The organism is Streptomyces sp. bgisy100 (assembly GCF_057709105.1).
Genome location: NZ_JBYITE010000021.1, coordinates 67,110 through 91,643 on the forward strand (window position 1 = coordinate 67,110; position 24,534 = coordinate 91,643).

The window sequence follows — 24,534 nt, forward strand, 5'->3', positions numbered from 1 at the left end:
AGGAGCGCGAGGACCGATGCAGGGCACTGTGACGATGTACAGCACGACGTGGTGCGGCTACTGCCGCCGGCTGAAGAGCCAGATGGACCGCGAAGGCATTGCGTACACCGAGATCAACATCGAGCTGGACCCCGAGTCGGCCTCCTTCGTGGAGAAGGTCAACAACGGCAACCAGCTCGTGCCGACCGTGCTCTTCCCCGACGGTTCCGCTCTCCCGAACCCGTCCCTGGCCCAGGTCAAGGAGAAGATCGGCGCCTGACCGGGAGCGCAGCCGCGCCCCGGACGACCCGGAAGGCGGCGGCCCGGAAGGCGGCGGCCCGGGGTACCCCGAAGCCGGGCCGGGCGGCCGGGCCAACGGCCGCCCCCGGAGCCACCCTCCGGCCGGCACCGCCCCGGGGCCGGCCGGTCGCACGGCGACACGTGCGGACCTCACCGCCTCTCCGCACCTCACTGCCCGTGGGCGGCCCGCTCAGCGCGGGCAGCCCGCGGGCAGCGGCTTTCCGTACCAGAGCTCCACCAGCCGGGCGGCGATCGAGATACCGGACGGCGGCAGCACCTCGCCCGACTCGAACGCCGCGGTCAGCTCGTCGCGGGAGAACCATCGCGCCTCGTGTATCTCCTCGCCGTCGACCTGGATGCGCGGGGAAGTGGCGCGTGCCATGAAGCCGAGCATCAGGCTGGACGGGAAGGGCCACGGCTGGCTGGCGACGTACTCCACCTCACCGACCGTGACACCCGCCTCCTCGTAGACCTCCCGCGCCACCGCGTGCTCGATCGACTCACCCGGCTCCACGAACCCCGCCAGCGTCGAGAACCGGCCCTCCGGCCAGTGCATCTGGCGGCCGAGCAGCGCCCGGTCCTCGGCATCCGTGACCAGCATGATCACTGCGGGGTCGGTGCGGGGGTAGTGCTCCGCGCAGCACGCCGGGCAGCGCCGGACGTGGCCCGCGGCCGCGACCACCGTGCGCTCCCCGCAGCGCGAACAGAAGCGGTGCAGCCGCTGCCAGTTCTCCAGCGCGACGGCGTGCGCCATCAGCGCGCCGTCCCGCTCGGACAGCAGCGCCCCCGCCTCGCGCAGGCCGGCCGGGCGCGCCGACTGGTCCATCCGCCCCGGGAGCCCGTCCTTCTGCAGCGCGAAGTAGCGGACCCCGTCCGCGTCGGTGCCAAGGAAGTAGCGGTGCGTCTCGGTCGGCGGCGCCTCGAACGCAGGTGTCATGACGAGTTCGGTGCGGCCGTCGGGGGTGTCGTCGATCAGGGCCTGCCCACCGGAGACCACGAAGACCCGCGTCGTGGGATGGCTCCACGCCGCGGCCAGCCACGCCTCGTCCAGACGGTGGTGCGCCGCGCGGTCGATACCGCTCGCGCCGGTGAGGCTGATCTGCGGAACTGCGGTGCGGTCGGTCCAGGTGGTCACAGCTGCTTCCAACTCCCCATACGGGACATGTGGTTCGACGGGACTGCGCGTCACCGGCGCGAGGCGCCGGGCGCAGCCTGCGAGCGCCCATTCTCCGCCAGATCGGTCCAGAGGTACGCGGCGGTTTCGACGCCCTTCATCAGCAGGTCCAGCTCGACCTTCTCGTCGGGGGCGTGCCAGCCGTCCGACGGCACGGAGATGCCCAGGAAGAGCACCGGCGCCCCGAGCACGTCCTGGAGGTCGGCGGCCGGTCCGGAACCGCCCTCACGGGTGAAACGGATCTTCTGTTCGAAGGCGCGGCCCATGGCCCGGACGACGGACTGGAGCGCCGGATGGTCCAGCGGGGTGAGGCAGGGCCGGGTGGCGCCCCAGAAGGTGATCTCGTGCCGGATACCGGCCGGGAGCCGCGCCGCGACCCACTCCCGTACGGCCTGCTGGACCTTCTCCGTGTCCATGCCGGCCACCAGCCGGAAGGACAGCTTCAGCTGGGCGCGGGACGGCACGATCGTCTTGCCGCCGGGGCCCTGGTAGCCGCCGCCGATGCCGTTGACCTCGGCCGTCGGACGGGCCCAGATCCGCTCCAGGGTGGTGTGGCCCGCTTCGCCGAGCGTCGCTCCGGAGTGGGCGGTGCGCAGCCACCGCTCCTCGTCGAAGGGCAGCTCGGCGAAGAGCTCCCGCTCCCGGTCGGTCAGCTCGATCACCCCGTCGTAGAAGCCGGGGATCGCGACGCGGCGGTCCGCGTCGTGCAGGGCGGCGGCGAGCCGGGCGGCCTCGGTGGCCGGGTTCGGGACCGCGCCGCCGAAGGAACCCGAGTGGATGTCCTGGGCGGGCCCGTACAGGTCGATCTGGCAGTCCGCGAGCCCGCGCATCCCGGTGCACACGGTGGGGGTGTCCGCGGACCACATGCCGGTGTCGGAGACGATCACGGCGTCGCAGCCGAGCCGTCCGGCGTGCTCACGGATCAGGGCGGGGAAGTTCGGCGAACCGGACTCCTCCTCGCCCTCGATCAGCAGCTTGAGGTTGACGGCCGGGGCGGTGCGGCCGGTGGCGGCGAGGTGCGCGCGGACGCCCAGGGTGTGGAAGAAGACCTGACCCTTGTCGTCCGCGGCGCCCCGGGCGTGCAGCCGGCCGTCGCGGATGACGGGCTCGAACGGTTCGGTGTGCCAGCCGTCCTCGCGGGCGGCGGGCTGGACGTCGTGATGGCCGTAGACGAGGACGGTCGGGGCGTCCGGGTCGCCCGACGGCCACTCGGCGAAGACCGCGGGGGCGGCGGGACCGTCCTCACCGGCCGGCGGTGTCCAGACCTCGGCGACCGGGAAACCCGTCTCACGGAGCTTCGCGGCCAGCCACTCGGCGCTGCGCCGCACGTCCTCCGCGCGGGCCGGGTCGGCCGACACGGAGGGGATGCGCAGCCACTCCACGAGGTCGTCGAGGAAGGCGGTGCGGTGCTCTTCTATGTACGCGCGGACGGCGCTGTCCGGGAAGGTCATGTCTGCGAGCCTATCCGGCCCGGTGAACCGCCCTTCTCACGGTTCCGGCGGGATCCGGCGGCTCATTCCGGGCCCCCGGGCACGGGCTGCGCCGCCCCGCTCAGCAGCAGGCGCTCCAGCGCGGCGCGGTCCGGCAGCCCGGACGGCCGGACCACCTCGCCGCTGCGGACGTGCAGGAACGACGCGGTCACCGCGGACAGCGGCAGGCCGTGCCGTTCGGCCCAGGCCAGGCGGTAGACGGCCAGCTGGAGCGGGTCGGCGGTCCGGCCGCGGCCGGTCTTCCAGTCGACGATCTCGTAGCGGTCGCCGTCCTGCCCGCGCTCCCGGTACACGGCGTCGATCCGGCCCCGGATCAGCCGCCCGGCGAGCGTCAGCTGGAACGGCTCCTCGACCCGGTACGGGGTGCGGTGGGCGTAGGGCGTCCGCTCGAAGGCCTCCTTGAGGGCGGTCAGATCGTGCTCGTCGCTGATGTCCGGGTCCGTGCGGTCGTCGGGGCCGTCGAGGCCGCCGGGGAGCTCGTCGGGGCCGAGCATCGGCAGCGGGAGCTCCTCGAAGCGCGACTCCACCCAGGCGTGGAAGCGGGTGCCGCGGCGCGCGGCGGGCTGCGGGGGGCGGGGCATGGGACGGGCGAGCTCCTGGGCGAAGCCGTCCGGGTCGGCGGCGAGCCGGAGCAGCTGGGACGTGCTGAGCGCCGGGGGCACCGGCACGTCCCGGACGGCCGCGCGGGCCCGCCGCAGCTCGCCGGTGAGGGCCTCCAGGTCCCGGTCCCAGGAGGCGACGGCCCGCGCCTCCTCGGGGCTGAGGGCATGGTGGTCGTCGGGGCCGGGGCCGTTTTCGGGGCCGGAGCCGTCTTCGGGGCCGGGGCCGTTTCCGGGGCCAAGGCCGTCGTCGGGGCCTGGGCCGATTCCGGAGCCGGAGCCGTCATCGGGGCCTGGGCCGTTTCCGGGCCCTGGGCCGTCCTCAAGACCGAACCCACCGTTCCGGACCGGCTCCGGCTCGCGGGCCGCGGTCCGGCGCAGCTGGTGCGGCACAGCGCCGTGGAGCGCCTGCGCGGCGCCCGCCCCGGCATCGGGGGTCGCGGTGTCGACGGTCCCGGCACCGGGGGTCCCGGTGCCGGTAGCGGCTTCGTCGAACGCGAACGGGTCCCCGGCGACGGGTCCGGCATCGGACAGGCCCGCGTCGAAGGGATCGGGGCCGAAGCCATCGGTGTCGAAGGGGTCGGCGTCGAAGGGGTCGGCGTCGAAGGGGTCGGCGTCGAAGGGGTCGGCGTCGAGCGAGTCGGCCTCGAAGGGGTCGTACGGGCCGTCCTCCGGGGGCACCCAGCCCTCCGGATCGTCCTCGGGCGGCGGGGGCCATTCCGGATCGTGCACGCCCCGGGCCCTGACCCCGCCTCCGACACCCGCACCCGCTCCGGCGCCGGCCCCGGCATCAACCCCGGCCCCGACCCCGCCCGCGCCGGGCTCCGCCCCCGGCCCTCCGGGCCCGCGCGCCGCGGGCACGCCCCCCGAGCGGGCGAGGATCCGGTCCAGGTGGGTGCGCACGGCATCGGCGGCCCTGCGGCGCAGTGCCAGCGCCTCGGGGTCCAGCGGCAGCGGCCAGGCGCGGTCCGCCACCGCCTCCTCCAGGGCCGGGTTCTCCGCCCCCTCCTCGGGTGTGTCGGCCCAGGCCTCGACCTCGCCGTGGCCCGCCTCGCAGTGCTGCCGCAGCGCCTCCAGGAAGGCGGACGGGCCCCGTGGCTTCCGCTGCGTCGGTCCCCACCAGTGGCCGGATCCGAGCAGCAGGGAGCGGGGCCGGGTGAACGTCACATAGCCCAGCCGGAGTTCCTCCGTGGCCTGGTGCTCCTTCATCGCCGTCTTGAAGGCGGCCATGCCCTTGGCGGTCCACTCCCCCATCTCCGGCAGGGTGTCGGCGTCGCCGCGCAGCGCGTGCGGCAGCACCTTGGCGTTGGCCGTCCAGGACTCGCGCGCCTGCTCGCTGGGGAACTGCCGCCCCACCAGCCCCGGAACCACGACCACGTCCCACTCCAGCCCCTTGGACTTGTGGGCGGTCAGCACCTTGACCGTGTTGTCGCCGCCGGGCAGGGCGTTGTCCAGGCCCTTCTCGTGCCGGACGGCCGTGCGCAGGAAGCCGAGGAAGGCGAGCAGCGTCGCCTCGCCGTCCAGGGCGGCGAACGAGGCGGCGATGTCGAGGAAGTTGCCGAGGGTCTCCCGGCGCCGGGCGGCCAGCGCGTGCGGGGACGCGGACAGTTCGACGTCCAGGCCGGTGGTGGCCAGCACCCGGTGCAGTACGTCCATGAGCGGGTCGGCCAGGCATCGCCGCAGGTCACGCAGTTCCGCGGCGAGCCGGGCGAACCGGATGCGGGCCGGCGCGGAGAACGGCAGCCCGTCGTCCGGCCCGTCCGCCAGCAGGAAGGTGTCGAGCGCGTCGGAGAGCGAGACGAGCTCGGCCGTGTCCACCCCCGCGACCGCCTCGGCGAGCCGCGCGTCCGGGTCCGGGTCGGTGTCGTCGGTGGCCGTGCGGACGAGGGTCCGGGCGCGGCGGCCCAGCAGGGCGAGGTCCCGGGGGCCGATGCGCCAGCGCGGCCCGGTCAGCAGCCGGACCAGGGGGGCGTTGGCCGTCGGGTCCTGGAGCGCCTCGCACACCGCGACGAGGTCCGCGACCTCCGGCAGGTGCAGCAGGCCGGACAGCCCGACCACCTCCACCGGAACGTCCCGCTCCACCAGCGCGCCCTGGATCTGCGGGAAGTCCCCGGCGGTGCGGCACAGCACCGCGATCTCCCCCGGCGGGGTGCCCGTGCGCACCAGGTGGGCGACGGAGTCGGCGAGCCACGCCAGCTCCTCGGCGTGGGTGGGCAGCAGGGCGCATCGTACGACGCCGTCCCGTTCGGCGCCGGGGGCCGGGCGCAGCGCCTCCACTCCCTCGTGGAGCGAACGCAGCGGGCCCGCGAGCCCGTTGGCGAGGTCCAGGAGGCGGCCGCCGCTGCGCCGGTTCTCGCTGAGCGCGAAGCGCTGCGCGGGGCGGCCGTCGGACCGCGGGAAGTGCGCGGGGAAGTCGTCGAGGTTGGCGACGGAGGCACCGCGCCAGCCGTAGATGGCCTGGCAGGGGTCGCCGACGGCGGTCACGGCGTGCCCCGTGCCGTCGCCGAAGAGTCCCGCGAGCAGCAGCCGCTGGGCGACGGAGGTGTCCTGGTACTCGTCGAGCAGGACGACCGAGAACTGCTCGCGCAGGATCCGGCCCACCTCGGGGTGGCTGCGCGCGAGCGTCGCGGACAGGGCGATCTGGTCGCCGAAGTCGAGGAGGTCCCGGCGCTGCTTCTCCGCCCGGTAGGCGCGGACGAGGTCCAGCAGCTCCAGGCGGGCGCGGGCGGCTTCGGGGGCCTTGCGCAGATCGGCGTTGCCGAGTTTCGCGCCGTCGAGGGTACGCAGCAGCGCCGTGTCGTACGCCTGCAGCCGCTCGGCGGGGACGAGGTGTTCGGAGATCTCGGCGTCGAGGGCGAGCAGGTCCTCGACGAGGGCGGGCAGCGACTTGGTGAGCGCCGGATAGGGCCCCGGGGCGGAGCGCAGCACCTGGGCGGCGAGCTGGAAGCGGGTGGCGTCGGCGAGGAGCCGGGCGCTGGGCTCCAGCCCGATACGCAGGCCGTGGTCGGTGAGGAGCTGCCCGGCGAAGGCGTGGTAGGTCGAGATGCGCGGCTCGCCCGGTACGTCCTCGGCCGGTACGTGCCCGCCCCGCACGTCCTCCGCCGGCGCGTACCCGCCTCGCCCGTCCCCGACCGGAACGCCCCCGGCGGGAACGTCCCCGACCGGAGCAGCACGCTCCGGGGGAACGCCGAGGGATCCCGGGCCGCCTGCCGGAGGGGCCGGCACCGGCGGGAGCCCGTCCGGATCCGTGACCCCCGCGGCCACCAGCGCCTTGCGGACCCGCTCGGCGAGCTCTCCCGCGGCCTTGTTGGTGAAGGTGAGGCCCAGCACCTGGTCGGGTGCGACCTGGCCGGTGCCGACGAGCCAGACGACGCGGGCTGCCATCACCGTGGTCTTCCCGGAGCCCGCCCCGGCGACGATCACCTGCGGGGCGGGCGGCGCGGTGATGCACGCCGTCTGCTCCGGGGTGAACGGGATGCCCAGGAGCTCCTTGAGCTCCTCGGGGTCGGTGATACGCGCTGCCATCCGAGTGAGGCTAACGGCCGCCACCGACATCGGGGGCGGGGCGGGGGCCGGGCCACGCTTGCCGTGGGCATGCTCCCGGCGACCGAGCCCCGCGGCCGCGTCCGCCGGAGCGGTCCGGCTCCCGGGCGGGTCCGGCCGCGGCCGGCCGCGGCACCCGCCCCCGGTCACTCCACGACGTGGCGCCCCTCCGGCTGCGCGGTGCAGGCGTTGCGGAACGCGCAGTGCTGGCAGTGCCGGCCCGTGCTGGGGGCGAAGCGTTCGTCGAGGACCCGGCCCGCCGCGGTGGCGAGAAGTTCGCCGGCCCAGTCGCCGGTCACCGGCTCCTGCGCCTGGACGGCGGGCAGGGCGTCGCCGCCCTCCTTCTTCGGGGCACCGAGGCGCAGATGAACCAGCTCCGCGCCCCCCTGCTCGGGCGTCCGCCCCTCGAACGCGCCGTCCACCGCACCCTCGCGCACGGCGAGCTGGTAGACCGCGAGCTGTGGGTGCCGGGCGACCTCGGGGCCGGTCGGCTTGGCCTTGCCGGTCTTGAAGTCGACGACGTAGGCGCGCCCCGCGTCGTCCGTCTCGACCCGGTCCATGCTGCCGCGGATGCGGACCGAGCAGGAGCCGGCCTCCAGCGTGACGTCGAAGTCGTGCTCCGTCGCGACGGCGGCCCGGCCGGCCCGGTCCATGACGTGCCAGCGCAGGAAGCGCTCCAGGGCGGCGCGCGCGTGCTCCTTCTCCTGCCGCGACTTCCAGGGCGCGTCGAAGGCGAGCGCGTCCCAGACGGAGTCCAGCCGCTCCATGAGCACGGCGAGATCGGCCGGCGTGCGGCCGGAGGCGACCTCGTCGGCGAGGACGTGCACCACGTTGCCGAAGCCCTGGGCCGCGGTCGCGGGCGTGTCGGCCTTCACCTCGCGGCCCAGGAACCACTGGAGCGAGCAGGTGTTGGCCAGCTGGTCGAGGGCGCTGCCGGAGAGCGCCACGGGGCGGTCCGGATCGTGCAGCGGTACCGCGCTGTGCGTCGGCTCGTACAGGCCCCACCAGCGGTCCGGGTCGGCCGCCGGGACCAGGGGCTGACCGGTTCCGTCCGCCGGGCCGTCGTCGTCCCGGAGCGCCGCCAGCCGCGCCAGCCGGCGGGCCGCGGCGTCGCGCAGGGCCGGGGAGACGGCCGGATCGACGGTGGTGGCCCGCAGCTCCGCGACCAGCGCGGCGACGGAGAGCGGACGCCGGGGCCGGTGCGCGACGTCGACCGGGTCGACGCCGAGTTCGGTGAGGAACCGGGACGGCTGGTCGCCGTCGTCGGCGGGGGCCTTGACGGCGGTGACCACCAGGCGTTCCTTCGCGCGGGTGGCGGCGACGTAGAACAGCCGGCGCTCCTCGGCGAGCAGCGCGCCGGGGGTGAGCGGTGCGGCGAGGCCGTCGCGGCCGATGCGGTCCGCCTCCAGGAGCGAGCCGCGGCGCCGCAGATCGGGCCAGAGCCCCTCCTGGACGCCCGCGACCACGACGAGCCTCCACTGAAGCCCCTTGGAGCGGTGCGCGGTCATCAGCCGTACGGCGTCGGGCCGTACCGTGCGTCGGGAGAGGGTGTCGGCGGCGATGTCCTGGGCGTCCAGTTCCTCGATGAAGTTGAGGGCGCCCCGCCCGCCGGAACGCTCCTCGGCGCGCGCCGCGGTCTCGAACAGGGCGCAGACGGCGTCGAGGTCGCGGTCCGCGTTGCGCCCGGCCGCGCCGCCGCGCCGCGCCGCCCGCTCCAGCCGCTGCGGCCAGGAGGTGCCGTTCCACAGCGCCCACAGCGCCTCCTCGGCGGTCCCGCCGCCCGCCAGCAGCTCGCGGGCGTCGCGCAGCAGACCGCCGAGGCGCTGGGCCGCGCGGGCGTACGCCGGGTCGTGCGCGGTGAGCCGCTCGGGCTCGGCGAGGGCCTCGGCGATGAGCACATCGGACGGGCGGGGCACCGTACGTCCGGCCGCCCGCTCCTCCTCGCGCAGCGCCCGGCCGAGCCGGCGGAGGTCGGTGCTGTCCAGGCCGCCGAGGGGCGAGGTGAGCAGACCGATGGCGGTCTCCACGTCCAGAGCGGCGCCCTCCGGTGCGAGGGCCGCGTCCTCGGGCGCGGACGCGTCGACCTCGGGCGCGGGCAGGTCGGCCCCCGGGACGGGCACGTCGGCCTCGGGGACGGGCACGTCGGCCTCGGGCACCGGTGAGTCGTCCATGGGCACGGGCACGTCGACCCCCGGCACGGGCACGTCGGCCCCCGGCACGGGCACGTCGATCTCAGGCACCGGTACGTCGTCCTCCGGCGCGGGCGCGTCGTCCACGCCCCCGGAGCCCACTCCCCCCGAGTCCGAGTCCCCGGTGTCCCCGGACTCGCCACCCCCGTCCGCCGCCCCGGCCCCCCACACCGGCTCCGGACCGCCCCGCAGCGCGGCCGTGGCCGTCGTCTTCAGCGCCGTGAGCAGCGGCCCCACGGCCGGCTCGTGTCGCAGCGGCAGATCGTTGCCGTCGATCTCCAGCGGGACTCCCGCCGAGGTGAGCGCACGGCGTACGGCCGGTATCGAGCGCCCCCCGGCGCGCACCAGCACTGCCATCTCGCGCCACGGCACGCCGTCCTCCAGGTGCGCGCGGCGCAGCAGGTCGGCGATGTTGTCCAGCTCCGCGCCGGGCGTCGGGTAGGTGAACACCTCGGCCCGGCCGCCGTCGCGCACCGCCGCGAGATCCCGGTGGGCCCGCACCGCGTCGGCCGGCAGCCGGGTGAGCGGCATCCGGCGGGTGAGCAGCCGGGTCGCGGCCAGCAGCCCGGCGCCGGAGCGGCGCGAGGTGCCGAGCACGGCGACCTCGGCCGGGGCGCCGTCGGCCTGCCGGAAGGTCTGCGGGAAGTCCAGGATCCCGTTGATGTCGGAGCCTCGGAACGCGTAGATCGACTGGTCGGGGTCGCCGAAGGCCACCAGCGTGCGGCCCGGGTGCGGAGCGCCGCCCCGCACCCCTCCCGGCGGCCGGGTGCCGGAACGCAACCCTCCGCCCGCTACCGCGTTCCCGGCCAGCGCGTGGAGGAGCCGCACCTGCGCCGCGTCGGTGTCCTGGTACTCGTCCACGAAGACCGCGTCGTAGCGCCCCGCCAGGTCCGCCGCCACCTCCGGCCGCCGCGCCAGCAGCACCGCCCGGTGCACCAGCTCCGCGTAGTCCAGTACGCCCTTCATGTCCATGACGTCCAGGTACTCCGCCAGGAACGAGGCGGCGGCCCGCCAGTCCGGCCGTCCCTGCCGGGCCGCGAAGGCGTCCAGCGCGCCGGGGCCGAGCCCCAGCTCCCGGCTGCGGGCCAGCACCGCCCGCACCTCGTCGGCGAACCCGCGGGTCGTCAGGCAGGCCCGCAGCTCGTCCGGCCAGCGCCCGCCCCCGCGCCCCTCCCGCGCCAGCTCGATCTGTCCGGCCAGCATTTCGCGGACCGCGACGTCCTGTTCGGGGCCGGTCAGCAGCCGCAGCGGATCGACGAAGAGCTCCACGTCCTGGTGGGCGCGGACCAGGGCGTAGCAGTACGAGTGGAACGTCGTCGCCTGCGGGCCCGCCCCGCCGAGCCGGGCGGCCATCCGGTCCCGCAGCTCGACCGCCGCCTTGCGGCTGAAGGTGAGCACCAGGATCCGCTCCGGGGCGGTGCCCGAGGCCACCCGCCGGGCCACCGCTTCGACCAGCGTCGTCGTCTTCCCGGTGCCCGGTCCGGCGAGGACGAGCAGCGGTCCGCCGGGGTGCTCAACCACCGCCCGCTGACGTGCGTCCAGAACAGGAGGGTCGACCGGCGCCGGCGGGGTACGCACCAGTCGGTACGCGCCGTGGACCGACGGCCGTACCTGCCCGTGCGGCGCGGGGGACGCGAAGGAGGAGCTCACGTGGATCGCCGGTCCTGGTGGGTGTGCTGGTTGCGGTGCTGGGCGGGCCCGCCCGGTGAACCGTGCGACGGGCCGCGGGGCCGTCACGCCGGTCCCGGGGGTGGGTGTGCTGCGAGCTGACGAGGCTACGCCCTCGCGCGGGCGGCGCGGCACGGGTCCCCGGCGCGGCCGGGACACTCCGCGGGATACTCCGAAGGGGTCCTCGGTCACCTCATCGGAGGTCCGATGGCGGAAGCTGTCAGATATGAGCTTCTTCGTCCGCGCCGTCACCGGCGCCGCCGTCCCAGCGGGCCCGGGCCATGTCGATCCTCGGCAGCCGGCCGGCCGCCGAGGACCCGGCGGCCCGGAGCGGAGTGCCCTCGTCCCGGTAGTGGCCGAGCGCCCGCTGCTCGTGTCCGGGCAGCAGGGCGCCGTCCGCGCGGACGACCCGCCACCAGGGCACCGCGCCGCCGTAGAGCGCCATGACCCGGCCGACCTGCCGGGGGCCTCCCGCGCCGAGCCACTCGGCGACATCGCCGTACGTCATGACCCGGCCCGGCGGAATCAGCTCAGCGACCTCGAGGACCCGCTCCGCGTACTCCGGCAGCCCGGCCGACACGTTCTCCCGACTCATCCGGCCCATCCTGCCGCACCGCACCGACATCGGCACGGGCCGCTCACGGACCGTCCCCGTCGCAGGGCACGGGCCTGCCGCACGGTCCCCACGGCCCCGCAACGCACCCTGATGACCCCCGCAGGGGTCGGGCCATGCCACCATCTTCCGGGCGGTGACTGGTGATACGAGATCAAAAAGAGACGACCGGGCAGCAGAGTGCCGAGCCTCCGCAGGGAGAGGCCCGCACCTCTGACGCGCCGTCGCGCCCGGACACGGCCGCGTCCCCCGCTGACGCCGCCGGGCCGCACGACGACCGGTCGCCCGCCGGGGTGCCGCCGTCCCCCACCGACCCCGCACCGCACGACGCCATGACAGCGCACGACGAGCCGGCACCGGACGCAGAGCCGGCACCGCACGGCGACCGGGCACCGCGTCTTCCGCACGACGGTCCTCCGCACGACGAGGCAGCACCGCAGCAGGGCTCCGGCGCGCAAGGCCACTCCGGCGGCCACTCGGGCTCGCAAGACCACTCCGGCTCGGACGGCGGCTCCGGCTCACGAAACGACGCGGACGACGCCGCCCCGGAACCGAACGGCACGCCCGGGAACGGCCCGGCGACCGGGAACGGCCCGGCAGCCGAAAACGGCGACCCGGCGGCCGGCGGACCGTCGGACCCCGGCGGACCGTCGGACGCCGGCGGCACCCCGCCCCCCTCCGGCACGGGCGGCGCGCCCCCGTCCGGGGACGGCGACGGTGCCGGTCCGCCGCCACCCGGCCCCGGCCCCGAGGGCTGCAACGGGGACAGCGCGCACGTCGACCGGGTCTCCGGCGACGAGCCGCTGCTCCCGGCCCGGGTGCACCGCCCGGCCGACCTGGTCCGGCTGCTGCTCGGCGTCCTCGGCGTCGCCGTCGTCCTGGCCATCGCCGCCTTCGCCCACGGCACCACCGAGGGTCTGGAGAAGGACGTCGGCAAGGGCGCCGGCCAGGCTCCCGCGCTGCTCATCAGCTTCACCGGCTTCGCGTCCAGCGTCGCCGTACTGATCGTCCCCGTGGCGTTCGCCCTGGAACGGCTGATCAAGCGCGACGGGCTGCGGATCGCGGACGGCGTGCTCGCGGCCGTCCTGGCCCACGGCGTGGCGCTCGCCACCGATCTGTGGGTCGCCCAGGCGGCCCCGGCCTCCATCCAGGACGCCCTCACCCAGCAGGCGCCGAACGGTGAGATCACCGACCCGGTGCACGGCTATCTCGCCCCCGTCATCGCCTATATGACGGCGGTCGGGATGGCGCACCGGCCGCGCTGGCGCGTCCTGCTCTGGGGCGTGCTCACCCTCCAGGTGTTCGCCGTCCTCATCGGCGGCTTCGCCACGCCCTTCTCGATCATCCTCACCGTGCTCATCGGCTGGACGGTGGCGTACGGGACGCTGTACACGGTCGGTTCGCCGAACGTGCGGCCCACCGGCCAGAACCTCCTCGCCGGGCTGCGCCGGGTCGGCTTCCGGCCCGTCAGCGCGCTGCGCGCGGAGGAGGACGCCGACGCGGACGCCGAGCGCCAGGAGCGGGGCCGCCGCTACATCGTCACCCTGGAGGACGGCCCGCCGCTCGATGTGACCGTGGTCGACCGGGAGCAGCAGGCCCAGGGCTTCTTCTACCGGGTCTGGCGGCGGCTGGCGCTGCGCGGCATCACCCAGCGCCGCAGCCTCCAGTCGCTCCGGCAGGCCCTGGAACAGGAGGCGCTGCTGGCCTACGCGGCGATCGCCGCCGGCGCCAACGCCCCCAAGCTGATCGCCACCTCCGAGCTCGGCCCGGACGCCGTGATGCTCGTCTACGAGCACGTCGGCGGGCGCACCCTGGACGCCCTGTCCGACGAGGAACTGACCGACGCGATGCTGCGCGGCACCTGGCAGCAGGTGCAGGCGCTCCAGTCGCGGCGCATCGCGCACCGCCGGCTCGTCGGTGACGCGGTCATGGTGGACCACGACGGCGCGGTCGTCCTCACCGATCTGCGCGGCGGCGAGATCGCCGCCGGTGACCTGGTGCTCCGGATGGACATCGCCCAGCTGCTGACCACCCTCGGCCTGCGGGTCGGCGCGGAGCGGTCGGTGGCCGCCGCGGTGGAGGTCCTCGGGCCGGACGCGGTGGCCGACAGCCTGCCGCTGCTCCAGCCCATCGCCCTCAGCCGCGGCACCCGGGCCACGCTGCGGCACCAGGCCAAGGAGCGGGCGCAGCGGGAGCGGGAGGCCGTGCTGGAGGCGTCCCGCGAGGCCCGGGAGGCGGAGGGCGAGGCCGCCGCCGGTGACCGCAAGTCCCTGCGGGCCGAGAAGAACGCCGAGAAGAAGGCGATCGACGAGGCCATCGAGGAGGCCCGCGAGGAGGATCTGCTGGCCCAGATCCGGCAGCAGATCCTGCTGATCCGGCCGCAGGCCACGGTCGAGCCGGCCCGGCTGGAACGGATCCGGCCGCGCACCCTGGTCAGCATCATCGCGGGCGCCTTCGCCGCGTACTTCCTGCTGTCCCAGCTCACCCATGTGAGCTTCAAGGACGTCATCGCCGAGGCGAACTGGGGCTGGGTGGCGGCCGCGCTGCTCTTCTCGGCGCTCAGCTATGTCGCCGCGGCCCTGAACCTGCTGGGGTTCGTGCCGGAGAAGGTGTCGTTCGTCCGTACGGTTATGGCCCAGGTCGCCGGCTCGTTCGTGAAGCTGGTCGCCCCCGCCGCGGTGGGCGGGGTCGCGCTCAACACCCGCTTCCTGCAGCGCGCGGGCGTCCGGCCGGGGCTGGCGGTGGCCAGTGTCGGCGCGTCCCAGCTGGTCGGGCTCGGGGTGCACATCGTGCTGCTGATGATCTTCGGCTATCTCACCGGGACCGAGCGCACCCCGTCGCTCTCCCCGTCCCGCACGGTGATCGCCGGGCTGCTGACGGCGGCCGTGCTGGCGCTGATCGTGACGGCGGTCCCGGCGCTGCGGAAGTTCATCTCGACCCGGGTCCGGTCCCTGTTCGCGGGTGTGGTGCCGCGGATGCTGGACATCATGCAGCGGCCGCAGAAGCTGGTCACCGGCATCGGCGGCATGCTGCTGCTGACGCTGGCCTTCGTGATGTGCCTGGACGCCTCGATCCGCGCGTTCGGCGGCGAGCTGAGCTACGCGAGCCTGGCCGTGGTCTTCCTCGCGGGCAACGCGCTGGGGTCGGCGGCGCCGACGCCGGGCGGTGTCGGCGCGGTCGAGGCCACGCTGACGCTGGGACTGATCGCCGCCGGGGTGCCGAAGGAGATCGCCACCCCCGCGGTGCTGCTGTTCCGGCTGATGACGTTCTGGCTGCCGGTCCTGCCGGGCTGGCTCTCGTTCACGCACCTCACCCGCAAGGAGGCCATCTGAGGCGGTGCCGGCAGGGCGCCCGCCGGGCCCGCTGGGGCCGGGTGCGACCGCCTTACGAGTCGTCCGACGCCGGGTACGGGCGGGCCACCGGGCGCGGGCCCGGCCCCGCGCACTCCGGGCACGGCCCGAGGCCCCGGGCGTGCCGTGCGACGGCCGGCCACCCGGCCGTTCCCGCACCCGCCGCGCCCCGCCGAACGGCCCCGGCGGCGGGGATCCGGTCGCCGGGCCGACGCCCGTCCCGGTGACCTAGAGTTCTTGAATGGCCAATGTGCACATACGGGCGGTGTCCCGGGCGGCACGATCCATACGGGCGCGGTCCCTGCGGGCGCTCGCCCTACGGGCGCGGCCGGAAGGCCCTCAGCCGAAGCGGCCGGAGTCGAAGCGGCCGGAACGGGAGGGCGGGCCCGGCCGCCCCGCCCCGATGACGGACGGCGCCGACGCCCCGCCCACGCGGCCTCAGTTCTCCCGGCCCCCGTCCTCTCGGCAGCGCTCCCGGCGCACCCGGATCCTGCGGGCGGGCGCACTGGCCGCCGCGGGCACCCTGGCCGCCACGGCCACCGCGGCGTGCGGCAGCGGGGACGCGAGCGCCCGGTCCGGCCCGCTCACCGAGCAGCGGCTCGACTGGGAGAGCTGCCCCGCCCCCTCCACGCTCCAGGGCGCCGGCGCGGGAGCACCCGAGCCCCTCCCGGACGGCGCCGCGTGGGAGTGCAGCACCCTCCAGGTGCCACTCGACTGGTCCAACCCGGACGGCAAGCGCATCGACGTCGCCCTGATCCGCGTGAAGGCGAAGGACCAGGACCGGCGGCTCGGCTCGCTCGTCTTCAACTTCGGCGGCCCCGGCGCCTCGGGCGTGGCCACGCTGCCGTCCGCCGCCAAGGAGGACTACACCACCCTCCACTCCCGCTACGACCTGGTCAGCTTCGACCCGCGGGGCGTCGGCGAGAGCGAGGCGGTGCGCTGCCTCGACGACAAGGGCCTGGACGCCCTGTACGCCACCGACAGCACCCCGGACAACGCCGCCGAGGTACGGACCGGGCTCGCCGACGCCAAGAAGTCCGTCGCCGCCTGTGTGCGGAACTCCGGCGCCGTCCTGCCGCATGTGGGCACCGAGAGCGCCGCCCGAGACCTGGACCTGCTGCGCGAGGTCCTGGGCGACGACAAGCTGAACTACTTCGGCATCTCCTACGGCACCGAACTCGGCGCCGCCTACGCCCATCTGTTCCCCCGGAAGGCCGGACGGATGGTGCTGGACGCCGTGGTCGACCCGACCGAGAACCCGGAACAGGGCGCCCTCGGCCAGGCCAAGGGCTTCCAGCTCGCGCTGGACAGCTTCCTGAAGGACTGTGCGCAGAAGGCGTCCTGCCCGACCGGCACCGACCCGGAGCAGGGCGAGCAGCGGATCAAGGATCTCCTGAAGCAGCTCGACTCCACGTCGCTGCCCACGGAGGACGGCCGCCGCCTCAACCAGACCCACGCCCTCAACGGCATCGTGCAGGCCCTCTACTCCCAGGACCTGTGGCCGTATCTGAAGCAGGGGCTGGAGGAGGCGCAGAACCTGCGGACCGGGAACCTGCTCCTCGCCCTCTCCGACTCGCTGACGGGCCGTGACCAGCAGGGGCACTACAACAACATCCAGTCCGCGAACACCGCGATCGTGTGCGCCGACGACAAGCGCCGCTACACTCCCGACGAAGTCCGGGCGAAGCTGCCGGAGTTCCGCGCGGCGTCCCCGGTCTTCGGCGACAACCTCGCCTGGGGACTGCTCCAGTGCACCGGCTGGCCGGTCACCGGGAAGGCGGACGGCGTGGACGTCTCCGCTCCGGACGCCGGCCCGATCCTCGTCGTCGGCAACACCGGCGACCCGGCCACGCCCTACGCGGGCGCGAAGCGGATGGCCGAGGGACTCGGCAAGGGCGTCGGCATCGAGGTCACCAACAAGGGCCAGGGCCACGGCGCCTACGGCAACGGGAGCTGCGTGACGAAGGTGATCAACGCCTATCTGCTCGACGGAAAGGTCCCCCGGAACGGCACCGTGTGCCCGACGTGACGGGGTCCCCGGAGTGACGGGCGCCTGAGGCGACGGGCTCCCCCGCAGGACGGACTGCTCGCCGGACACGCCGCCCCGGACCCACGACGGGCCGCCCACCATCGGTGGGCGGCCCGTCGCCGCGTTCGTACCCCGGCCGCTCGGCCCCGGCAGCTCGGCCCCGGCAGCTCGACCCCGGGGGCGAGGCCGACGGAGCCGGGTGCGGCAGCGTCGTCCAGTGGACGTGCCTCGTCCAGTGGACCGGCTTCGTCCAGTGGACCGGCTTCGTCTAGTAGACCGGCTTCGTCGGCTCGATCTGGTGGACCCAGCCGATCACGCCGCCGCCCACATGGACGGCGTCCGCGAAGCCGGCGTTCTTCAGGACCGCGAGAACTTCCGCGGAGCGGACACCCGTCTTGCAATGCAAGACGATCTTCTTGTCCTGCGGCAGGTCCTGGAGGGCGTTGCCCATCAGGAACTCGTTCTTCGGGACCAGCCGGGCGCCCGGGATCGAGACGATCTCGTACTCGTTCGGCTCCCGGACATCGATGATGTCGATGCTCTCGCCGCTGTCGATCCACTCCTTGAGCTGCGCCGGAGTGATGGTCGACCCGGCCGCGGCCTCCTGGGCCTCGTCGGAGACGACGCCGCAGAACGCCTCGTAGTCGATCAGCTCGGTGACCGTCGGGTTCTTCCCGCAGACCGCGCACTCGGGGTCCTTGCGGACCTTGACCTGCCGGTAGGTCATCTCCAGGGCGTCGTAGATCATCAGGCGGCCCACCAGCGGGTCACCGATGCCCGCGAGCAGCTTGATGGCCTCGTTGACCTGGATGGAGCCGATCGACGCGCACAGCACGCCGAGCACGCCGCCCTCAGCGCAGGACGGCACCATGCCCGGCGGCGGGGGCTCCGGGTAGAGGCACCGGTAGCAGGGGCCGTGCTCGGACCAGAAGACCGAGGCCTGACCGTCGAAGCGGTAGATCGAACCCCAGACGTACGGCTTGTTCAGCAGCACGCAGGCGTCGTTGACCAGGTACCGCGTGGCGAAGTTGTCGGTGCCGTCGACGATCAGGTCGTACTGGGAGAAGATCTCCATGACGTTGTCCGCCTCGAGGCGTCCCTCATGGATCACGACGTTCACATACGGGTTGATGCCCAGCACCGAGTCACGCGCCGACTCCGACTTGGGGCGGCCGATGTCCGACTGGCTGTGGATGATCTGGCGCTGCAGGTTCGACTCGTCCACCTCGTCGAACTCCACGATGCCGAGCGTGCCGACGCCCGCCGCGGCGAGGTACATCAGCGCCGGCGAGCCGAGGCCGCCTGCGCCGACGCACAGCACCTTGGCGTTCTTGAGCCGCTTCTGACCTTCCATTCCGACATCGGGAATGATCAGGTGGCGGGAGTACCTGCGGACCTCGTCGACGGTGAGCTCGGCAGCCGGCTCGACCAGGGGTGGCAGCGACACGGGGACTCCGGATCAGTAGGAGTACGGGTTGGTCTTCCCGTAACACTGCCACGCTCCGCCTCATTCCGAGACACCAGGTCCGATACGCGAGACGATGTCGTCCCAGTAGCCGGGCAGCGCCTCCCAGGGGGCGACGCCGTCCCCCCGGTCGGTGCGGTCCGTGAAATAGATGGTGCCGGCGCCCTGCCAGCGGGCGATGCGCATGGCCTCGTCCAGGTGGGTCCGCGGCACACCGTGCACCAGGTGGCAGAACCGCTCCGGAGGGTGCTCCGCCGTCCACTCCGCCACCTGTGACCAGCGGTATTCGGACCAGGGGCCGGAGAACGTCACCAGTTGGTCGGCGCAGTGGGCGTACCCCCGGTGCGGGTGTCCGCCGTGGCAGGACACCACATGGGCGCCCTCCAGGACCGCCCGGAGCGCGGTGACCAGCCGCCGGGTCTCCGGCAGCTCCGCCGGACCGGAGGGACAGCGCTGCAGGGAGAAGCCGGCCACCTTGTACCAGTCGACGAACCGGTGGGCCTCGGAGACCAGCTCGCCGAAAGGGCGGGTGCCGTACCGCAGATCCAGGTGGCCGAGGACCCGCACACCGGCGTTGGTCAGCCGGCCCGCCGCCTCCAGGCAGTGCGGATCGGGCAGCACGCCGGGCCCGCGGTCGACGTCGAGCACCGCCCAGTGCAGCGGGATCCCGGGCCGGGCGAGTTCGGCCCATTCGACCGGCGCCACCAGCGGATGGGCGTAGCCGGGCACCCCGAATCCCAGCCCGGTCCCGCCCGGCGCGCCCGGTCGGCGGCGGCCGGTGGAGATCAGATGCGACATGCCGCCTCCATCCAGATGTCGGCGAGGGACTCCTCCAGGTTGATCCGGGGGCGCCAGCCGAGCCGGTCCCGGGCGGTGCGCACATCGGCCTGCTGCCAGGAGCCGCAGCCGTCCGGATAGGGGAAGGCGGGCTGGAGACCGAGGTGGTCCCCGCCGGGCCCGGCCAGGCCGCCGCGCGGATGGCCCGGTTCCAGCTCGTGCACCGCACCGCCGTAGCCCGCGACCCGGCCCAGCAGAGCGGCGGCGTCCCGGAGGCGGACGGCGCGGCCGGTGCCGATGTTCACCACGCCCTGGGCCGCCGAGAGCGAGGCGGCGTGCACGGCCCGCGCGACGTCCCGGACGTCCACGAAGTCGCGCTGCACGCCCAGCCCGCTGAGCTTCAGCTCGCTGTCCCCGGCCTGCATCGCGCGGCGCATCGCCTCCGCGAGGCGGCCCAGCGGCGACCCGGCCGGGGTGCCGGGTCCGGCGGGCGAGAAGACCCGCAGCACCACGGCGTCGAGGTCGGAGCCGAGCACGAGCTCGGTCGCGGCGAGCTTGCTCACCCCGTACGGGCCGCCGGGGCGCGGTACGGCGTCCTCGGCGGTGGACGAGCCGGACTGCGACGGCCCGTACTCGGACGCGCAGCCGATCTGCACCAGCCGCGCGCCGCAGCTGCTGCGGCGCAGCGACTCGCAGACGGTGGCGACGGCGACCGTGTTGTGCCGGGTCAGCTCCCGGGCGCCGCCCCGCACGGCACCCGCGCAGTTGATCACCACGCCGGGGTGCACCGCGTTGAGGAAGCGGGTCAGCGCTCCGGGGCTCCCCGAAGCGAGGTCGAAGCGGACGTCGGCGTCGTCGCCGCGGCCGAGCGCGGTGAGCTGGACGGCCGGGTCGGCGAGGAGCCGGTCGGCGACGTGCCTGCCGAGATACCCGTTCGCACCGAGCAGCAGCACTCTCATCGTGCTGCCTCCCGCTGTGGACGGGACGGCTCCCCGGCGGGGCGCGTGCGGAGGTCGGTGGCCCTGCGGCGGTGGCATCGGGCCTCCGCCGTGGGGAGCTGTGCTCTCATTCTCGTTCTCCTAGGGGGAAGGGCCGGAGCTGTGGGGTGTGCCGGTTCAGGGCTCCGAGGGGTGTGCCCGTACGGCCCCGCGGGCGGTGCCGGACGCCGGCCGTGGGCCGTGGGCGGCGCGAAGTCATGCGCCGTGGGCGGCGCGGTGCCAGGCGCCGTGGGCGGCGCGGGCCGGGCGGCGTAGCGCTGCCGCGCGGGTCCAGCGGCGGGCGCACGTGCCACTGCGGCGGCGGAGCACCGTCGCGGGCGGGCGGTGGTGCGCGGGCCGGGACGAGGGGTGGTGCGGCGGGGGGTCACCGCGGCACCGTCGGCGTGCCGGAGTGGGCCGAGGCCCTGGTCAGGGTGGCGGCGGCGTGCACCAGCAGCGCCGCCGCCGCGAGCGAGCAGCCGGTGAGCGTTACGACCCCGGGGCCGTACGCCCGCACCGCGGCCTCCACCGGGGCCGCCAGGGCGGCGCAGCCGGGGAGCCGGGCCGCCGCCACGGACCCGAGCGCCGCGATCTCCACCGCGCAGGCGGCGGCGAGACCGGCGGCCCCGGCGGACGGACGGCCGTGGACGGTCGTCAGCCGGGCGACGAAGACCAGCACGCCCAGGGCGGCGGCCGGTGCGAGGCCGCCGGCCGGCCCCTCCGCCCCGAGGACGGCACGGGCCAGGACGAGGAGGGCCAGCAGCGCGCCCAGGAAGAGCCCGACGGTGACGGGCAGCAGCGGACGGACCCCGGCCCGGAAGTCCGCCAGCCCACGGCTGGCCGCCAGCTTCCGCCGGGCGCGGACCCCGAACCCGTGCGCGCACTCGGCCGCGGGGAGGACAGCGAAGGTCAGGGCGAGGGCGGCGGCCGCTGCCGCGGTGCCGGGCCACAGCCCCGACGTGCCGCCGCCGGCCAGTCGGCCGAGCACCGCCTCGCCCAGCAGCAGATGGCCGCCGAGCCAGCAGGTCCACAACGCGCCGCCACTCCCGGTCCGGCCGCGGCGGCTCAGCGGACCACGGCGCAGACACACCCGCAGCGCGATGGCCACCGCCATCGCGCCGAGGAGCCCCGCGCCCAGCCGGGAGACCGGCCCGGCCGGTTCGAGCAGGCCCACCCCGGCGACCGCGACGGCGCACACGGCGCCCGGCAGCAGGAACAGCGCCCGCATCGCGCCGGGGAGACCGCCCTCCCCGGCGGGGTCCGGGTCCGGTGCGCCCGCTGTCGGCGCTCCGGCCACCGGGGTGTCGGCGGCGTTGCGCGGCACACGGGCGTACAGCTCCTCGGCGAGCGAGAACACATCCCGGTGCCGGAAGCGGGCGGCGGTCCGGTCCGTGACCCCGTGGGCCTCCAGACCGGCGGCGATCTCCAGCGGATCGACGGCCCGGGCGCACAGCTCCCGGTGCCGGTGCAGCAGCGCCTTCACCGGATCGGCGGGCCCTCGACGGGCCGCGGGCCGCGCCGCCCCTCGCGCGGGAACGGCGCGGGCCGAGCCCGTGGCGGCCTCCGTGCCGACCCCGCCGCCGCCCGCCCCGGCACCGCCCGCAAGAACATCGCCGGGGAGGTCCGGGGAGCCCTCCTCAAGGGCAGCGGGACGGCGGGCGGGGCCCGCGGAACCGGGCGATCCGAGACCCGCACCCGATTCCGCACCCGGGCCCCCGTCGAGTTCCGGTTCCGGTTCCGGGATGCCATCAACCGATGCCCTCTCGCCCCCGGTTGCGCCACCGATTCCGAGCGCCTGGCGGGCTTCATTCACCTGGTCGGCTCCAAGCGCCCGGCCGACTCCGATTGCCCCCTCGTCAAGAGGGGCCCCATCAGCCCCGGTTGCCCCGCCGCCTCCGGTAACGCCTCCGCTTCGATGCTCCCCACCGTCTCCGCTCGCCCCGCCGATTCCGGTTGCCCCATCGGTTCCGCTCGCCCCGCCGATTCCGCTTGCCCCGTCGGTCCGAGCTGCACCGCCGGTCCGGGCTGCACCGCCGCTTCCGGCCGATCCATCGCTCCCGGCTGATCTGCCGCTAGCGGCTGCCCCACCGGTCACCGCCGCCCCGCCGTCGGCCGCGGCCGGTCCACCCGCGCGCGGCCCGGGCACCGGCTCCCGCCGCGACACCTGTTCCGGCCCCTCCGGCGGGACCTCCTCCGGCGTCCCGCCCTCGCCCGCATCGGGTGTCGCGGCGTACGGCGTTCCGGGGCCGGTCGGCAGCTCTGTCGTCCCGGGCGTGGTCATGACTCGGCCTTTCCGTGCCGGCCCGTCTCCGCGGGGGCACCGTCGTACGGGGTGTCCGCGGCGTACCGGCCGCTCTGCGCGCCCGCCCCGTGGGAGGCGCCGCAGAGCGCTCCGGCGGCATCGGGCCGAGCGGCGGCAGCCCCGGGCCGGGCGGCGGTGTCCCGTTCACCGGCGGGAAGGGTTCCCGGGGCCGCCCAGCGCGGCAGGGGTACGCGGCCGGCGGCCGCCCAGCGCCCCGGGACGTGAGCCTCCGCGGGCCGGGTGAAGGGCTGCGGGGCACCGTGCCCGCCGTCCTCCTCCCGCCGGACCGGGCTGTGCGACATCAGCTCCAGGTAGATGCCACGAAATGCCGCGACGTTCTGCTCAACGGTGAAGAGTTCGAGTGCCCGCGCCCGCGCCGCGGCCCCGAGCCGGGCCCGGCGCCGCGGGTCTCGCAGCAGTGCCACGCACGCGTCCGCCAGCGCGCGCGGATTGCGCGGCGGCACCACCAGGCCGGTGCCGCCGATGACTTCGCAGACCGCTCCGACGTCGGTGGAGACCGTCGCCCGCCCGCAGAACATCGCCTCGACCAGGCTGACGGGGAAGCCCTCGACGACGCTCGACGACAGCACCACGGTGGCCGACGCGTAGGCGTCCGTGACCTCGGGCACCTCCGGACTGCCGGGCTCCTCGAAGGAGACGGGGCAGTCGCCGACGCTCCGCGCGTCCCGGGCCTCGTCGGGGAAGAGCTGAGCGGCGAGCACCCGGCAGTGGGCCGCGTACGTCTCCGCCTCCGCGCCGCGCCCGGGCGCGCCCACGATCCGCAGCCGCGCCCGCGGGACCGCCGTCCGGATCCGCGCGAAGGCGTGCAGCAGCGCGATGAGGTCCTTGGCGGGCTCGATCCGCCCCACCCAGACGAGCGTCGGTTCGTCCTCGCCCTCACCGGCCGCCGGGAAGCCGGCCTGCCGGCCGGCCGACGTGCCGCCGGACTCCTCGCCGACCGCCGCGAACCGCCCCGCGTCCATGCCGGGATGAACCGTCCGCACCTTCTCCCGGGGGGCCCCGCACCGCTCCTGCCAGCGCCGGGCGTGGGTGTTGCCGGGGGTGACGAGGGACGCCCTGCCGTACACCTCGGCGGTCAACTGCCGCTGGAAGGAGGCGATCAGGGCCCGCACGGGCACGGTGAGGGGCGCGGTCGCGGAGCCGAGATAGTACTCGCGGAGCCGGACGCCGTACTCGGTGACCAGCAGCGGCACCCCGAAGAAGCGTTTGGCCAGCAGCCCGGGAAGGGCGGCCGCACCGCCGGACGTGGCGTGGCACAGATCGACACCGCCGAGCCCCTGGTCCCCCTCGCCGTACCAGTCGAGGGACAGCGGGCGCAGTGCGCGCTCCAGGACCTCCGACACGGTGAGGAGGTCGGACAGCTTCACTCCTTGAGCGCCGCGCAGCGCACCGGGGGCCCGGCAGGCGGTCTCCAGGGCCCGGACGGCGGCCTCGGAGCGGAGCGCCACCGGCAGCCCGCCGCGCCCCCGGGCGAGTTCGGCGAGCCCGTACAGGCCTGCGGCGAAACGGTCCGCCTGTCCCTGCGCGCCGTCCTCCGCGCCGCAGACCGCGGCGGCCAGTTCGCCCATGTGGCCGGCGAACCCCCGTCTCTCGCGCCGGCCGTACGCCCGCCCGGCCGCCCGCGCCGTGGCGCCGCCGGGCCGCCACTCCTCGTCCGTCCCCCAGAGCGGTGCCGTCCGCACCCGGTCGACCTGGGGCGGCAGTTCGACCCAGCCGGCCGACTCCTGACGCTCGCTGCGGCTGAGGGCGTAGATCTCGAACTCGTGCTGCGTGAGCCCGCGTACGAGCCGGTCGCACCACAGCCTCGCCTTACCGGTCGCATACGGGTACCCACCCTCCGTAAGCAGCCCAACGCGCATGTGTGCACCCCCGGTTCTCCGTGTTGTCGCCGCCGACCGGCAGCGGAAAGACCGTATGCGGGCATGCCGGTGGCGCGATGGACGGTTGTCCATCGCGCCACCGGAAGGGGTGAACGCTCGTGACTTTCCCGGCACGGCGGCGTTGGGACGCGCTAGGGCCGGGACGCGCCAGGGCCGCTCCCGTCCGCCGCCGGTGAGC

The 24,534-nt window shown here is 75.3% G+C and carries 13 protein-coding genes; 3 read left to right on the top strand and 10 right to left on the bottom strand.

All coding sequences use genetic code 11. The features are described 5' to 3' along the window. The first annotated feature begins 16 nt into the window (after positions 1 to 16). A complete protein-coding gene (locus AC3EQ1_RS16490; protein ID WP_351514773.1) occupies positions 17 to 259 on the top strand; it encodes a mycoredoxin in 243 nt (80 codons plus the stop codon). 210 nt (positions 260 to 469) lie between these two features. Here AC3EQ1_RS16490 and nudC read toward each other — a convergent pair whose 3' ends face one another. The 5 genes from nudC to AC3EQ1_RS16515 all read right to left on the bottom strand — a co-directional run bounded on the left by nudC (position 470) and on the right by AC3EQ1_RS16515 (position 11,546). Continuing rightward, positions 470 to 1,414, bottom strand: coding sequence for an NAD(+) diphosphatase (gene nudC / locus AC3EQ1_RS16495; RefSeq protein ID WP_432095058.1), 945 nt, complete (start codon positions 1,412 to 1,414; stop codon positions 470 to 472). A gap of 50 nt (positions 1,415 to 1,464) precedes the next feature. After that, positions 1,465 to 2,904 (bottom strand): dipeptidase, encoded by a 1,440-nt coding sequence (locus tag AC3EQ1_RS16500; protein ID WP_432095059.1) that lies wholly within the window; start codon positions 2,902 to 2,904, stop codon positions 1,465 to 1,467. A 62-nt stretch (positions 2,905 to 2,966) separates the two neighbouring features. Then, positions 2,967 to 7,067, bottom strand: coding sequence for an ATP-dependent helicase (locus AC3EQ1_RS16505; protein WP_432095060.1), 4,101 nt, complete (start codon positions 7,065 to 7,067; stop codon positions 2,967 to 2,969). 164 nt (positions 7,068 to 7,231) lie between these two features. After that, positions 7,232 to 10,924, bottom strand: coding sequence for an ATP-dependent helicase (locus AC3EQ1_RS16510; protein WP_432095061.1), 3,693 nt, complete (start codon positions 10,922 to 10,924; stop codon positions 7,232 to 7,234). Between the two features lie 238 nt (positions 10,925 to 11,162). Next, positions 11,163 to 11,546 carry an MGMT family protein gene (locus AC3EQ1_RS16515; RefSeq protein WP_432095062.1) on the bottom strand — a complete coding sequence of 128 codons (384 nt, stop codon included), beginning with the start codon at positions 11,544 to 11,546 and terminating at the stop codon, positions 11,163 to 11,165. A 341-nt stretch (positions 11,547 to 11,887) separates the two neighbouring features. Between AC3EQ1_RS16515 and AC3EQ1_RS16520 the strand changes: the two genes are divergently transcribed. Beyond that, positions 11,888 to 14,887: a flippase-like domain-containing protein gene (locus AC3EQ1_RS16520; RefSeq protein WP_432095063.1), complete on the top strand. Its 3,000-nt coding sequence runs from the start codon at positions 11,888 to 11,890 to the stop codon at positions 14,885 to 14,887. Between the two features lie 421 nt (positions 14,888 to 15,308). Then, positions 15,309 to 16,934 (top strand): alpha/beta hydrolase, encoded by a 1,626-nt coding sequence (locus AC3EQ1_RS16525; protein ID WP_432095087.1) that lies wholly within the window; start codon positions 15,309 to 15,311, stop codon positions 16,932 to 16,934. A gap of 268 nt (positions 16,935 to 17,202) precedes the next feature. Here the strand turns inward: AC3EQ1_RS16525 and moeZ are convergent, their stop codons facing one another. The 5 genes from moeZ to AC3EQ1_RS16550 all read right to left on the bottom strand — a co-directional run bounded on the left by moeZ (position 17,203) and on the right by AC3EQ1_RS16550 (position 24,335). Continuing rightward, complete coding sequence (moeZ, locus tag AC3EQ1_RS16530; RefSeq protein ID WP_432095064.1) at positions 17,203 to 18,381, bottom strand: adenylyltransferase/sulfurtransferase MoeZ; 1,179 nt, start codon at positions 18,379 to 18,381, stop codon at positions 17,203 to 17,205. 60 nt (positions 18,382 to 18,441) lie between these two features. Continuing rightward, positions 18,442 to 19,197 (bottom strand): spherulation-specific family 4 protein, encoded by a 756-nt coding sequence (locus AC3EQ1_RS16535; protein WP_432095065.1) that lies wholly within the window; start codon positions 19,195 to 19,197, stop codon positions 18,442 to 18,444. Further along, positions 19,185 to 20,135: an NAD-dependent epimerase/dehydratase family protein gene (locus AC3EQ1_RS16540; RefSeq protein WP_388860496.1), complete on the bottom strand. Its 951-nt coding sequence runs from the start codon at positions 20,133 to 20,135 to the stop codon at positions 19,185 to 19,187. The genes AC3EQ1_RS16535 and AC3EQ1_RS16540 overlap by 13 nt, the downstream gene beginning before the upstream one ends. Before the next feature lie 403 nt (positions 20,136 to 20,538). Then, a complete protein-coding gene (locus AC3EQ1_RS16545) occupies positions 20,539 to 21,636 on the bottom strand; it encodes a hypothetical protein (RefSeq protein ID WP_432095066.1) in 1,098 nt (365 codons plus the stop codon). A gap of 794 nt (positions 21,637 to 22,430) precedes the next feature. Then, the gene (locus AC3EQ1_RS16550; RefSeq protein ID WP_432095067.1) at positions 22,431 to 24,335 is read right to left on the bottom strand and encodes a DUF3492 domain-containing protein; all 1,905 of its coding nucleotides are present in this window, start codon (positions 24,333 to 24,335) and stop codon (positions 22,431 to 22,433) included. Positions 24,336 to 24,534 lie beyond the last annotated feature (199 nt).